This window comes from Antarcticibacterium sp. 1MA-6-2 (assembly GCF_021535135.1).
Taxonomy (GTDB): domain Bacteria; phylum Bacteroidota; class Bacteroidia; order Flavobacteriales; family Flavobacteriaceae; genus Gillisia.
Genome location: NZ_CP091036.1, coordinates 3,437,117 through 3,450,413, shown reverse-complemented (window position 1 = coordinate 3,450,413; position 13,297 = coordinate 3,437,117). Strand labels below are relative to the sequence as shown.

General features: G+C 36.2%; 10 protein-coding genes. 5 read left to right on the top strand and 5 right to left on the bottom strand.

The window, feature by feature from the left end:
• Positions 1-198 precede the first annotated feature (198 nt).
• On the top strand, positions 199-2,595 hold the full coding sequence (locus tag LZ575_RS17630; RefSeq protein WP_235326094.1) for an NACHT domain-containing NTPase: 2,397 nt from the start codon (positions 199-201) through the stop codon (positions 2,593-2,595).
• Between the two features lie 508 nt (positions 2,596-3,103).
• Here the strand turns inward: LZ575_RS17630 and LZ575_RS17625 are convergent.
• The 3 genes from LZ575_RS17625 to LZ575_RS17615 all read right to left on the bottom strand — a co-directional run bounded on the left by LZ575_RS17625 (position 3,104) and on the right by LZ575_RS17615 (position 6,744).
• A complete protein-coding gene (locus LZ575_RS17625) occupies positions 3,104-4,219 on the bottom strand; it encodes a DUF2914 domain-containing protein (protein ID WP_235326092.1) in 1,116 nt (371 codons plus the stop codon).
• 137 nt (positions 4,220-4,356) lie between these two features.
• The gene (locus LZ575_RS17620; RefSeq protein ID WP_235326090.1) at positions 4,357-6,084 is read right to left on the bottom strand and encodes an SWIM zinc finger domain-containing protein; all 1,728 of its coding nucleotides are present in this window, start codon (positions 6,082-6,084) and stop codon (positions 4,357-4,359) included.
• 135 nt (positions 6,085-6,219) lie between these two features.
• Entirely contained in the window at positions 6,220-6,744 is a 525-nt protein-coding gene (locus tag LZ575_RS17615) for a YfiT family bacillithiol transferase (protein WP_235326088.1), read from the bottom strand.
• A 459-nt stretch (positions 6,745-7,203) separates the two neighbouring features.
• Between LZ575_RS17615 and LZ575_RS17610 the strand changes: the two genes are divergently transcribed.
• From LZ575_RS17610 to LZ575_RS17595, 4 genes are all read left to right on the top strand, one after another.
• Positions 7,204-8,286, top strand: coding sequence for an ATP-binding protein (locus LZ575_RS17610; RefSeq protein ID WP_235326086.1), 1,083 nt, complete (start codon positions 7,204-7,206; stop codon positions 8,284-8,286).
• The gene (locus LZ575_RS17605) at positions 8,279-8,956 is read left to right on the top strand and encodes a response regulator (protein ID WP_235326084.1); all 678 of its coding nucleotides are present in this window, start codon (positions 8,279-8,281) and stop codon (positions 8,954-8,956) included. The genes LZ575_RS17610 and LZ575_RS17605 overlap by 8 nt, the downstream gene beginning before the upstream one ends.
• A 279-nt stretch (positions 8,957-9,235) precedes the next feature.
• Positions 9,236-10,987, top strand: a complete 1,752-nt coding sequence (locus LZ575_RS17600; RefSeq protein ID WP_235326082.1) for a TrkH family potassium uptake protein — start codon at positions 9,236-9,238, stop codon at positions 10,985-10,987.
• A 2-nt stretch (positions 10,988-10,989) separates the two neighbouring features.
• Positions 10,990-11,685, top strand: a complete 696-nt coding sequence (locus tag LZ575_RS17595; RefSeq protein ID WP_235326080.1) for a TrkA family potassium uptake protein — start codon at positions 10,990-10,992, stop codon at positions 11,683-11,685.
• Positions 11,686-11,842: 157 nt separating this feature from the next.
• Here the strand turns inward: LZ575_RS17595 and LZ575_RS17590 are convergent, their stop codons facing one another.
• Together LZ575_RS17590 and LZ575_RS17585 are read right to left on the bottom strand one after the other, a co-directional pair.
• Positions 11,843-12,763, bottom strand: coding sequence for a c-type cytochrome (locus LZ575_RS17590; RefSeq protein ID WP_235326078.1), 921 nt, complete (start codon positions 12,761-12,763; stop codon positions 11,843-11,845).
• Between the two features lie 105 nt (positions 12,764-12,868).
• Positions 12,869-13,153: a hypothetical protein gene (locus tag LZ575_RS17585; protein ID WP_235326076.1), complete on the bottom strand. Its 285-nt coding sequence runs from the start codon at positions 13,151-13,153 to the stop codon at positions 12,869-12,871.
• Between the last annotated feature and the right edge of the window lie 144 nt (positions 13,154-13,297).

Sequence of the window (13,297 nt, the reverse complement as noted above, 5' to 3'; positions counted from 1 at the left end):
AAGGATTATTGGTAAGGTGAGGGAATTTGTGGAGGTGTTTGTAAGGGGGGTGGGACTTAATAAAATTTAATGAAAGACTAATTGTGAAACAGCATCAATCCAAATTTACTATTTCAAAATTGTTTTTTCAAATTACCATAACGACCAAATTTATTTAGAACTAATGAAAAAAATAAAATAACCTTTAATAAAGAAAAGATGGGCAGCAAAGAAATAGTACAGAATAAAAAGTTCAAATCCGTAAAAGATAAATTAGAATTTATACAGAAAAACTGTCCTGAAACAGAGTTATTTGAGGACCTGAGAATTTTATTTCAAAAAAAGGGATTCGATAATGTTCGAATTACACATGGAAATAGAGAGTTTGGAAAAGATTTGGTTTTTTCGAAATTGGATAAAGAGCTAGAAGTTGAAAAGTGGTTTGCTATTATTGTGAAGAATAAAAATGCTAGTCAAAATGATTTTTTGCCAGGAAATGAAATTGGAAATCAAATAAACTTGGCTTTAAGTAAGCCTTACAAAAATCCCAAAGGTGAATTTAAAAACATTTCTTCGCTCTTTATTATTATCAATGGTAGAGTCTCTGACCAGGCAACCGAAGTTATTTCAGAATTTATCCCTCCTATAGTTCTTCCTCATATTAAAATTTTTGATTACCAGGATTTAAAAAACCAAATTGAAAAGTTTTCCAAAGATTCTTTTTTGGATAATATAGAACCCGGATTAGGACTTTTTCTTTCAGAACAAATAAAGCACCTATCAGATATAAGTTCTACCAGCAATGTGTTTGACCTTAAAATTGATGATATTAATGAAATATTTGTTAATGTACAAACCACCTATTCGCGTGAATTAAAAAAAATGAATAATTACGTCTCTTTTGAAAAAAATGAAAAGAAATATATCGAGGAGGATTTGGAAGGATCAAATGAAATTTTAACTTCTAACGAAAATTTTATAATTCACGGAATCCCTACGAGTGGCAAAACTCTTTTTCTGAAACGAATAGGTATTAGAGCACTAAAAGAAAATAAAATAAAACCAAATGGAGTATTCTATTTTGATTTACAAAATTTTGATTCTGATCTTTTAAATATAGATTTTCTAATTAGAGAACAATACGAAAAACTTACAAAGGAAAAGGATTTCAACTTTGAGGATTATGAAAAAATAATATTACTGTTTGATGGTATTGATTTTGTCAGAAAAACAGATGTTAGAACTGAAATTTACCAAAGTATTGGCCGCTATTATTTGAGTAATAAAGATCTATTTAATATCCAAATTATTATAGCGACCCGTAATTTGGATTTTGTTAAAGAACAAAAAGGCCTAGAAGGTTTTAAGGATACAGAACTATTGCCTTTTAACTTTGTGCAAGCCATTCAACTAGTTAAAAAAATTATTCCCAATGATGAAAAAAAGAAAAATAATTTTATCCACGCTCTTAAAAATTCTCTTTTAAATACTTCTCTCCAAAGAACACCATTGGCATTAACTTTATTAGCTATTCTATATAGAGATGATCAAGTTGATTTAAGGGAGTTACCTGCAAATATTTTTGCTCTTTATGATAGGTTTACAGATGTCTATTTGGATAAATGGAATGCCTCCAAAGGTTTATCGCAATTATATAAATACGATCAGACAAAAAATATTTTGGGTTTTATAGCTTTTCATCTTCATGACAATGGACAAAACTATATACATGAAGGGGATTTACTAAATTTCTTATCCTCCTTAAGAAAACAATATAATTATGATGAGTTAAAGAACATTCCTAATTTTATAAATTATCTTAAAACTCAAACTGGAATTTTTAATTTTGATCCAAACAGTCAAACCTTTTATTTCTTCAATCACTACTTCCAAGAATTTTTTACCAGTCTAAGTATTGAAGATGATCAATCAAAAGTTTTAATAGATAATTTTTTCAGTCAGTGGTGGAGCAATTCTGTCGTTTTCTATTGCGGCAAAAATTCTAAAAGTTTCCAGTTACATAATAATATTTTGAAGAAGATTATTCCTGTAGGTTCTAACCAGAAAATGTACTATATAGATCAACATTCAAAATGTTTACAGGCGAGCCATGCGATTTCAATAGATGATAGAGAAAAAGTAGTACGTCGTCTATTAAAAGAATTTAATGGATTCTTTGAAACTTTATTTGAAGAAGGAGAATCACATGAGGAAGCTCTCGTTAATGTTATTCCCTTTGTTAATTTATTAAATCAAAGCAAAACTATTTTTGAAAATATTTTTGGATCAAAACATATTTCGACAGAAGAAATAATTGAGCTTTTTGAAAATATCCTTGTAGAAGATAACAATTACTCAAATATAACAAATTATAATATTGCCTATTTTTTAGCTTTTCATCAAAATAATGCCGCTCCTTTTGAAATTTTCGAAGCAAAAATTGAAGAGGATATTGTTTATAGTAGAATATTATATGTTGATATAAATTTCTTAAACCTCAAAAAGAAAACGGATAGTAAAAAGTATGTAAGGATACGGAGAAAGATGAACAAAAATAAATTTTTAATTCAACATATATTAAGTAGTACTAATCCGGAAATAAAAGCCTTAAAATAAATCCCTAATATACGGCCTAGAATTCTCAAAAAAAATATTTGCAGATGGAAGGAGGAGTTTGTCACTCCTTATCCAATGCATAACTTATGTTCCCTTGTTATGCTTTGCCTAACCTCGTGCCTTCTCCCAAAGCAAACCAATCACAAACACTCATAGATCATCATCATCGCCAAGGTTATCGGAAACGCAGAAGCGGAGCAGTACCTTTTAATTGTAAAGGAATGCAATTGAAGATGAAATAGATTTTTATATTAGATTAACACTACTTTAAACTAATAAACCAGCTTTCCTCTTTTAAAGACTCAAAAAAAATAGAAAGCTTTAGCCAACGAAAGCCGCTATGACGCATATCTATGAAAAGAAATTGTGAGGTGGTAACAAGTTGGAATTCTACTCCGGTTTAGGCTCACACCATCCGGAAATAGTAGATCCATATATAGCTGTAGTATCTGCTTTTTTCTTTATCAATGGATTTTTAGAGCATTGAATAGAATTATGGAAACAGTTCTCAAAATGTTTTCGTTACCATTCCTTCCTCATGAGGTTCAGAAGTGTTTTTAATCACAAAATCCACCACCCCAAGTACCAGTTCCTCTTCTGTAATTACATCAACTCTCCATTGGCCTTCCTTAAGGTTCGTTTTATGAGTATATCCCCGGAAACCAAGGTCCCGTCCACTAGTAACTTTAAAGCTAATGTCATCAGTTACTTCCCATTTTTTAGTTTCGGGATTGTACCATTTCCACCTGTGAAAAATAGCCTTTTTTAAATCTGTAGGTGCAAAAACAGAAGTGAACACATAAACTCTTTGACCTGCCTGACGATGTAAATTGGTGTCATGTTTACGCCAGAATATATACCAGGGATTCTTCTCGTAAGTAACGATGTATTCGTTATTTTTCCTTTCCACATTATGAGCCACCAACCCGGTTTCCATAGCCAGCGGCACCGGGGGAATAAGATTGAAATAGTAAAAAACATTAATTGTTATATAGATAGAAAGGATAAGACCAATCAGTTTTTTCAGACTTGTCTCAGCTCTTGTGCCCGGGCCTGACCTGTATATAAACGTGATGAGTGCCAGCGTACATCCCAAACTTACAAGCCCCGAAATGATGAAAATAAAGGTATTCATTTGCCTGATGAGCGTGGGGATCATAAAAGCGAAAAAGGTAAAACTGATAAAAAAATAAACACTAAACTGAAGGTATTTATTAGAGATCTTCTTTTTAAGAAACTCGTTTGCAAATAAGAGCAGCACCAGGAGTATGAAAAAAAACATGGTTTTTGACATGGACACACTTCTGAAAAAATAAATGACAAAAGCACTGGAAAGTGCGCCAAAGAAGAACTGTATGAGCAGCGGAAAATATTCGGAATAACGACTTATGAAAGTACCTTCCCACCTGTCATTATCCACTGTATTATATAAATAAAGCGTTATGGATAACAAGGTCATATGCGAGCATAGTACCAGCGTATCATAAACCCTATCTATTCGCCCTAAGGTCAGGGTGTCAAAAATAAAGCCACCCATAAAGAAAAAAATGGGAATATATTTTTGATTGCGAAAAACAAAACTTCCAAAAGCAGTGTTTCTATATCTTACTAAAACTCTTTTCATACTATATTTAGTAGCGCCAAATTTAGCGTAAAAAAAGAACCAGGAGTCACGAACCAGGAGTCAAGAGTCAAGAACCAAGAATCAAGAATCAAGACTAAAGACTAAAGACTAAAGACTATGGACCTCTCCACAATTAATCACACTTTATCCAGCTCTTCCAGTAGCGCTAGCCGCATTTTATATTTTTCCCTTAGATATTCCTGGAGTTCAATCAACTTTTTCTCGCCTCCCAGTTTTTTCATTTGCCGTAAATAGGTTAGTAATCTTTGATAATATTTCCTGCCCACATTTTGTTCCAGGTCATCTTTAACGGCCACGGAATAAAGATCTACCAACTGTGCTTCATAATCTTTTGCCAGATATTTTCTATTTTCAGAAAGTTTAGTTAGCGTCGGGTTTTGGCTAATAAGCCTAAACAATTTGTCCCAGCGTTTTTCCTTTATATAAATATTTCTAATTAAATCAAATTCTCTCCACCCGCCCGTGGCCTCTATTTCTTTCACCAAATCGTTTACGAAAACTGGCCATGCTACCGTAGATACATTTTCTTTTAATACTTCGTAAAAATCTTCTATTGGCATATAATCATCCAGGTATAAAAATTTCGCAGATTGAATAATCATCTCCCGGTCATCCAGGGCACGACCAATTTTTAACAGGTATTCATACCAGTCTTTTAGATACCCGGAGCCCGTTTTGGAATCCTGACGAATGCCTCCTTTAGCTAAAGCTATTCCGAGATTGAAATCCTTATTATCAATAGCTTTCTCAATTTCGGCCTTTCTAATGAGTCTATTGGAAAGATTTTCCCTTAAGAATGCTTCGGCTGCTTCCTTTTCTTTAAACTTCTCTAATAAAACCAGTTGTAATGCCTGGGCCTCTTTCTTATCCAATCTATCTTCAGAAACACCTTTTAGTATTTCCAGCAAGAGGTCGGCTTCTGTTTCAGTTTTTGTAAGTGCTACTGAAAATTTCAACATCCCCAGGTGCCAGTCCCATCCTGAAAAGATTTCCTTTTTGTAAGCAGAAACACTGTAGTTAAATAATTCCTTCCGAAGTTTTTCATCCAGGTCTTCCGCAGTTAACTTTTCAAAAATAGTCAAAGCAGCATCTATCTGCGCCCCAAGATATCCCGAACTGTCATCGGTATAATCCAGCGCTTTGGTAACCTCCTCCAAAAATGCGGCACACAGATGAAAAGAGGTCCTGAAATTTTTGGCCTGAAAATGATTTTGGGCATTTTCTAAAAAAGGAACTATGTCATTTACCAGGTCTGGCATATTCCTCCAGTGTATAAACCTCCTGTTGCCCCCTGCCTGTTTAAAAACGCTGCGTAATTGCTGTTGGTATGTTGCTTTTGAAATTTCCCCGGAAGGAATAAAATATTCGTAAGTAGCAAAAAAGTTATTTCTGAAGGTCTTATCATCCTTCGCCTTGTCGTGAATAAAAGCTTTTAAATCACTTTCCGAAAGCTGCACCAGTATATCGCTTAGCTTTTGTGCTGCCGTACCTGATCCCGATTTGGATCTTTTAGATGACTTTGCAGTTGCTTTTTTCTTCTCTTTCTTCTCCGGCTTTTCAAGATCCATTAGAAGTATATCCTTCTGAAGGCTGAAGATGGCCGCAACTATATGTTTACAAACAAGCCCCAGGTCATAAGGGCATTCACAGTTGTACCTGGTAATACTGTTATTTTTTACCTGTAGGGATACCACATCTTCCTCACTGCCCATAACTATGGCTTCATATTCCCCTTCGGCAATCTCCTCAATATCCAGAACATTCCCGTCATTATAATAGTTAAATCCTCTTTTTAGAATGGTCCTGTCAATTACCTGTTCAAATTCATCCAGGGGTATGGTCATAACAAAATTATTGAGGGTTTTAAAAGGAAAAGAAATATAGCTTCACTTTTTTAAGGAAGCAAAAAAGTCGGCTAAATTTTTTAATTCAGCACTCGTTATTCCTTTCTGTTTTCATTTTGAAGAATTGCTACAACTTTATAAAGTCTCCATTCTCAAAGAAGAGATATGGGCAAGATGGTGTTTGCAATGCCAGGCGTACATCCCTATAGCCTCTGCTATACTCGTTTCTTTTCCCACTGCAGGATGTATGTATTTCCTTTGAAGTTCCTTTTCGTCCAGACTACTTAACAAATGTGCCCAGCGCCAATGCAATCCTTTTAGGAGCAATAAAGAAACATCAACAGGAAGTTCCTTAGTGTCTGCAAGCTCTGCCCATTTATCTTCCCGGTAGGGTTTTATTACAGGATGATCCTCTGTTAAGGCCAATTTTATCCTGCATAACGCATTCATATGACTGTCTGCACAATGATGCACTACCTGCCGGGCTGTCCAGCCACCTTCCCGGTAGGGAGTATCCAGCTGTTGGTGAGATAAATTTTCTACCTCATTGGTTATTCGTTGAGGAAAGGTTTTAATGACTTCAATCCATTCTTCAATTGATTGCCGATTTATGACTTCAGGTTTTTCAAATTTTCCTATTGGATATTGTTTATCGATCATACTGGTAATGTTTCTTTTAAAGCAAATTTTCCCTTTAGATTAGTATTCAGGCAGGGGTATTTTCAGAATAAAAATTTATACTTGTTAGTGCTATAAAATGTAAATTATAAAAGCCAGACAATAACATTTTAAAAGTAAATAAAATCTTAGTTTCAAAAATTCGCTATTATTATTTTATCTGAAATAAAATCACTGTTACAATGGGCTTAAACTCTTTAATGGAAGTTACAGGAGGAGATATGGGTCTTAAACAGTAACAAAAACATATAATTTTTAAGATTTTTTCATTTACTTTTTTCAACCCTGATTTTTTCATTTTTTTAATCAACCAGGATTAAACAAATTATAAAACCTTTGATGAGCCTAAAGTTATACTTTCCTGAAATAACAGAAACGGGGAGACGTAGTATTTCAATTACTGTTTTTGTAAAGATGTATCTTTGATTTAAACAAGGAAAGTTGACAGTAAAGAAGAAAATCCAGGAAGACCAGCGATTACAGTTTCTAATTGGAATCGGATTAATTCTCATGATCTCCTTTATTTGTTATCTTTTTATTAATGTAATAGGCTACCACATTGTTGCCCTTATCCTATTGCTCACGGTCTCGGTACTTGCTATGTTCTTCAAAATATGGCCCGTAGTAACTGTTGCTGTCCTTAGTGCATTGATCTGGAATTTCTTATTCATCCAACCCAGGTCTACTTTTAGTATTACAACTCCTGAGGATGCTTTATTCTTTTTGATGTATTTTGTCATAGCCGTTATGAACGCGGTCTTCACTACCAAGATTAGAAAAGCAGAAGAAGTAAGCCGAAGGAGAAAAGAAAGGGAAAATGAAATGAAATTGTACAACACTTTCCTGAATTCCTTGTCACACGAACTTCGTACCCCAATCTCTACCATTATAGGTTCAATTGATACTTTAAAGGAAAATTCCACCAAACTCTCCCTGCAAAACAAAATTGATCTTTTTACTGAAATTGAGATTGCAGGCCATCGGCTTAACAAGCAGGTAGGAAATCTTCTGAATATGAGCTTACTGGAAAGTGAGTTTGTAAAACTTCAGTTAGACTGGTATGATATAAATGAAATTATTTATTCCATCATTCAGCTAAATGAATCTGAAGCAATAAATCACAACATACATTTCGAAGCCGATGAGGAGCTGCCATTGTTCAAAATAGATGCAGTATTATTTGAACAAATCCTCCAGAACATTCTTAACAACGCCCTTCAATATACTCCCCCAAATTCGGTCATCACCATTCAAACCTCTTACAATTTAAAGGAATGTATAATTCATATTTCTGATAATGGAAAAGGTTTTCCTGAAGATAAAATAGAGAAGGTATTCGACAAATTTTATAGGCTTCCTAATACCGCGACGGGTGGTACTGGTCTTGGCTTATCTATAGCACAGGGATTTGCACAGGCGCATAATGGAACTTTATCCCTGGAAAATTTAAAAACCGGAGGTGCAAAATTCACTCTTAAAATTCCGGCTGAATTGGCACATCCTAAAAATTTCAACAATGACTAAGGGTGAAATTTTAATTATTGATGATGAACCTCAAATAAGGAAGTTACTACAAATTTCCCTTGAGAGCAACGACTATAAGGTCATCCAGGCTTCCACGGGAACAGAAGGTATTCATCTGGCTGCCAATCATTCTCCCGATCTTATAATTCTCGATTTAGGACTTCCCGACAAGGCTGGTCACGAAGTTTTAAAAGAACTCAGGGAATGGTTTGAAAAACCCATCATAATTCTATCTGTACAAAATGAAGAGCAGGATATTATAAAAGCACTGGATAACGGGGCTACAGACTATCTCGCCAAACCATTTAGGACCGGGGAGCTCATGGCGCGTATTCGCTCTTCCCTGCGAATGAATCAAAATGCTGAATGTTCTCCCGTTATAGTTTCCGGCTCCCTGGTGATAGATTTAAGCACCCGGAATGTTTTAAAGAACACTGTTCTTTTAAAGCTCACTTCTACAGAATATAATATTCTTGCCCTGCTCGCTAAAAACCAGGGAAAGGTTCTTACCCACCAGTACATTCTTAAAGAAATATGGGGAATTGGAGCTCAAAAAGAAACCCAGTACTTAAGGGTGTTTGTTGCTCAACTGCGAAAAAAAATAGAAGACAATCCCAACACTCCACATCATATAATTACCCAGAGCGGTGTAGGTTACAGGTTTACCTAATCTTTATAAAATCTTTATACCCTGCGCCTAATCCTTATATTCTCCTTATATGCTTCAGCCTAACTTTGTACTTCCTTAAATGTATTAAAGTGATTGAAGAAAAAAGGGCTAAATCTAAAGAGGAACAGCAAAGTTTCCGGCATTTAAAATGGCCCGCCATCATATTGGGTATTTTAATTTTTTTACTCGTAGTCTCTTTAAATTACTGTTCCAAAACAGGAACCCTCTAAGTTTCAGAATTTGGAATACCAGGAACTTCTCAAGCGAAGAAAAAATGAGATGCGTCTCAGCCAGTTAAGAAGACTCTCCTTTTGGTTAAGTTTCCTGGCAGTGGGAGTAATTGTTTATGACCTTGGCTTTAAACACGATCTTACAACCGAATTTTATTTAACCAACATTTACTTCTTCACCCTGTCCATCGGGATGATTACTATTATCACCCGCTACTTTCTCAGAAAGGAACTGCTGGCAAAAAAAGTAAAGATATTTGACGCTGTAATCCTGTTCCTTTATACTATTCTTCTGTTGGCCAAGGTAACAGATATTCCTGAAGACCTCGGTTTTCTCAACTTTTTCAATAAAATGGGCTGGGTGTATGTAGCGGTCCTCACCTATTTTGTAAGAGAGCTCTCCACTTCCAACATACACGTTAATAATGATCAAATCAACCCGGCGCAGCTGTTTATCGGCAGTTTCCTGGTATTGATACTTTTCGGCACATTTCTATTAATGTTACCCCAGGCATCCTATGAGAACCTTTCTCTTATAGATGCCCTTTTTACATCTACCAGTGCTGTATGTGTTACTGGTTTAATTGTAGTAGATACGGGTACTTACTTTACGCAATTCGGGCAGACTGTAATTCTTATCCTTATCCAATTGGGAGGTTTGGGAATAATGACCTTTGCCAGTTATTTCAGTTATTTTTTTAGAGGAAAAAGCTCTTACGAAAACCAGATCATGCTTAAGGATGTCACAAATTCCCAGAAAATTGGAGAAGTGTTCGTGGTTCTTAAGAAGATCATCCTGCTCACTTTTTCAATTGAATTAATTGGAGCTGTGTTTATATTTTCTTCCCTTGAAAAAGACCTGATCCCGGGAATTTTCAATAAAATATTTTTTTCCATCTTCCACAGTATTTCGGCCTTTTGCAACGCGGGATTTTCGACCCTGGAGAACAGCCTTTATGAACCGGAATTTGAATTCAATTATTTGCTTCAACTCGTAATTATTGCGCTTTTTGTCCTGGGCGGAATTGGCTTTCCATTACTTTTTAATCTCTACAGGTATTTCGTCTACTCTTTCAAAAAACGACTGGTGAGTTTTAATAACCCTAAGGAATGTCTTCATCTTCCCTGGGTCCTTAATCTTAACAGCCGCATCATTCTTGTGACTACAGGAGTGCTATTGTTAGCTGGTACCGTTTTATTTTGCTTTTTTGAATATGACAATACTCTTGCATCCCACTCCCCCTTTGGAAAGTTTGTAGTATCACTCTTTGGGGCGGCAACTCCCCGTACAGCAGGTTTTAATAATGTGGACATGTCTGCCCTGAATTTTTCCACAGTAATGGTGATTTTTTTGTTAATGTGGATTGGTGCTTCTCCAGGCTCAACAGGAGGTGGTATTAAAACAACAACTTTTGCTTTGGCAACTTTAAATTTTTTGAGCATTGCAAAGGGGAAAGATCGGGTAGAAGTATACAGGAGGCAGGTTTCTGATCTTTCCATGCGCCGGGCTTTTGCAATAATGGCTTTGTCGCTGGTAGTGATAGGAACGGCTGTTTTCCTCATCGCTTCTTTTGACAGCGAAATGACCTTGTTAAGTATAGCCTTTGAATGCTTTTCGGCATACAGTACAGTGGGTTTAAGTTTAGGAATAACCGCCTCTCTTAGCGGCTCCTCAAAACTTGTGATTATTGCAGTTATGTTTATTGGCAGGGTAAGCATGCTAACGATCTTAATTGCCCTATTAAGAAGGGTCAAACATCTCAATTACAAGTATCCACAGGAAGAAATATTAATGAATTAATTATGAAGTACATTATTTTAGGCTTAGGAAATTTTGGAGCATCACTTGCTGAAAAGCTCACGGGAATGGGAAATGAAGTTATTGGTGTAGATACTAATATGAGTAAGGTAGAATCCTTAAAAGATAAAATTACCCATGTCGTAAATTTGGACTCTACAGATATAACTGCTGTTTCAAACTTACCTCTTAAAGATACAGATGTAGTAATTGTCGCGATTGGAGAGGATAAGGGAGCAAATATTCTTGCCACTGCCTTAATGAAACAATTACAGGTAAAACGCCTGATAAGCCGGGCTGTTTCCCCGCTGCAGAAATTAGTCCTGGAGGCTATGGGCGTGGAGGAAATTATTCATCCTGAAGAGGAGACAGCTGAACGCTGGTCGAAAAAACTGAATTTACAGGGTGTGGTAGATTCCTTTGAGGTGAACAGAGACTATAGTATCATTGAAACTTCAGTCCCGGAAGAATACGATGACAGAACCCTGGAAGAGGTAGGGCTAAAAAGAAAATATGGAATTATCGTTCTTACTACTATGAAGGTGACAACCGAGAGAAATATGCTTGGCGCAAAAAGGCAGGTTTCTGAAGTAATGGGTGTAGCTTCAGCAAAAACCATCTTACATAAGGATGATATTATGGTGCTTTATGGTCACAACGCCAATATTAAAAAACTGCTTCAGGATCAAAATAAGTATTAATTTCCGGCTGAACTAATGGGAAAGAAGATCAATATCTCCATTCCCATTTTAAACAGATCTGCTTAGTTCAAAACCCTCATTCCGGAATCTCCCGACTCAAAGCATTTTTTAGTTCAGTAGCCGCATTCTTTATACAATCCTTATTAAAGTATAGCTCTTACGGAGCCACACTTTTATAAACCTTATTCTCCTTATTTCCTCCTGAAATCAGGTAGGCCATCAAATCTTTTAGTTCTTCGGGATTGAGACTGTTGATCAAACCTGGCAGCATCACAGAAACATCTGAAGCTTTTAATCCTTTAACTTCATTTTTTGCTATTTCCCTAAGATCCTGAGGTGCAAAAGGATTTTGGGAAACAAAGTAAGTTTCCTGATCCTCTTTTATAAGCCTACCTACAATGGAATTTCCATTATTAAGTTCAAACACTGTAGCTGCATATTGATCAGAAACTACTTCATTGGGATGTATAGTGGCTTCAAGGATATCTTTAGGGGTAAATCTGTTCCCTAACTGGGTAAGATCAGGACCCACAATACCTCCTTCTCCATTCATAGTATGGCAGGAAATACACAGCGTCGCTGCATAGAGTTGCTTTCCTCTCTCAAAATTTCTGTTATCCAGGCTATCTTTTACAACCGCTAAAGCTTCATCTACTGTCCACTGCCTGCCGGGTCCTTTAGGTCCTTCTACATCTGCCAGATCATTGCCTCCACCGCTAACCAGGGAATCTCCAGATAAGGTATTATAGTAATCAAATTTATCTTTAGAAACGTGACTTAATGCTCTCCGGCGGGCTACATCGATAAAACCAACATAACTCCTGCCTCCTTTGTAATCAAAAGAAGATCGAATCCAGTTAAAATATTTCTCATAGAGATCGGGGGTCCACCCGGTCTTTGCTTCACTTAATACGGTTGCATAATAAACCTGTTGCCCGGGAGGAGTTTTTGCCAGCATTGCTGCTATATCCAATCCATATTGGGGGTTTCTCATGATCAAATCCGTAGACTCTGTAAATGTTTCCTGATCTGAACTATCATCCTTGGCATCTTTGAGTAAAGCAATAGTCTTCGACACTGCCTTAGGTGCCTGCAGATTAACCAGTAATTTACTTAGTGACTAAGTTGAGGTTATTAGATGGAGCAGGATACTGAGCATCCAAGTATGTTATCACCTGCTCCTTTAAAGCTTAAGTGCCGGATTTCCTTTACGGAAGAGTACTATTTCAAAAGCCCGTAGCAAATCCTGTTGTTCCTGCTCTGAAAGATTTCCGTAGTCAACCGAAATAAGGGATTGCAACATTTCATCGACCGGGTTTTGTTGGCTATGTCTTGCCAGAGCGATAATTGCCTGTGACAAAGCCCGGGGATCTTTTTCATTTAAAGCCCTTGCCTGCCATTTACTTACAGGCTGGTGTTCTATAGCAATACGGGCAGCGTAGCGTACAAAGCGGTCATTATGGCTCAAATAAGGCCATGCAACCTCTATTGCCTCTTCTTTTTCTCCGGTATGAAATTCCTCCAGCTGTTCGCGTATTTTGGATTCCTCTGTTCTTTTAAAGGATTTACTTAGGTGTTTGAAGCTAAATTTGAACTTTCATCCTCCTCATTA

Excerpts from the sequence above, each read along its gene's own strand:
- LZ575_RS17600 (WP_235326082.1), top strand. The coding sequence starts at position 9,236 with ATGCGTCTCAGCCAGTTAAGAAGACTCTCCTTTTGGTTAAGTTTCCTG.
- LZ575_RS17620 (WP_235326090.1), bottom strand. The coding sequence starts at position 6,084 with ATGACCATACCCCTGGATGAATTTGAACAGGTAATTGACAGGACCATT.
- LZ575_RS17615 (WP_235326088.1), bottom strand. The coding sequence starts at position 6,744 with ATGATCGATAAACAATATCCAATAGGAAAATTTGAAAAACCTGAAGTC.
- LZ575_RS17630 (WP_235326094.1), top strand. The coding sequence starts at position 199 with ATGGGCAGCAAAGAAATAGTACAGAATAAAAAGTTCAAATCCGTAAAA.
- LZ575_RS17595 (WP_235326080.1), top strand. The coding sequence starts at position 10,990 with ATGAAGTACATTATTTTAGGCTTAGGAAATTTTGGAGCATCACTTGCT.
- LZ575_RS17605 (WP_235326084.1), top strand. The coding sequence starts at position 8,279 with ATGACTAAGGGTGAAATTTTAATTATTGATGATGAACCTCAAATAAGG.
- LZ575_RS17625 (WP_235326092.1), bottom strand. The coding sequence starts at position 4,219 with ATGAAAAGAGTTTTAGTAAGATATAGAAACACTGCTTTTGGAAGTTTT.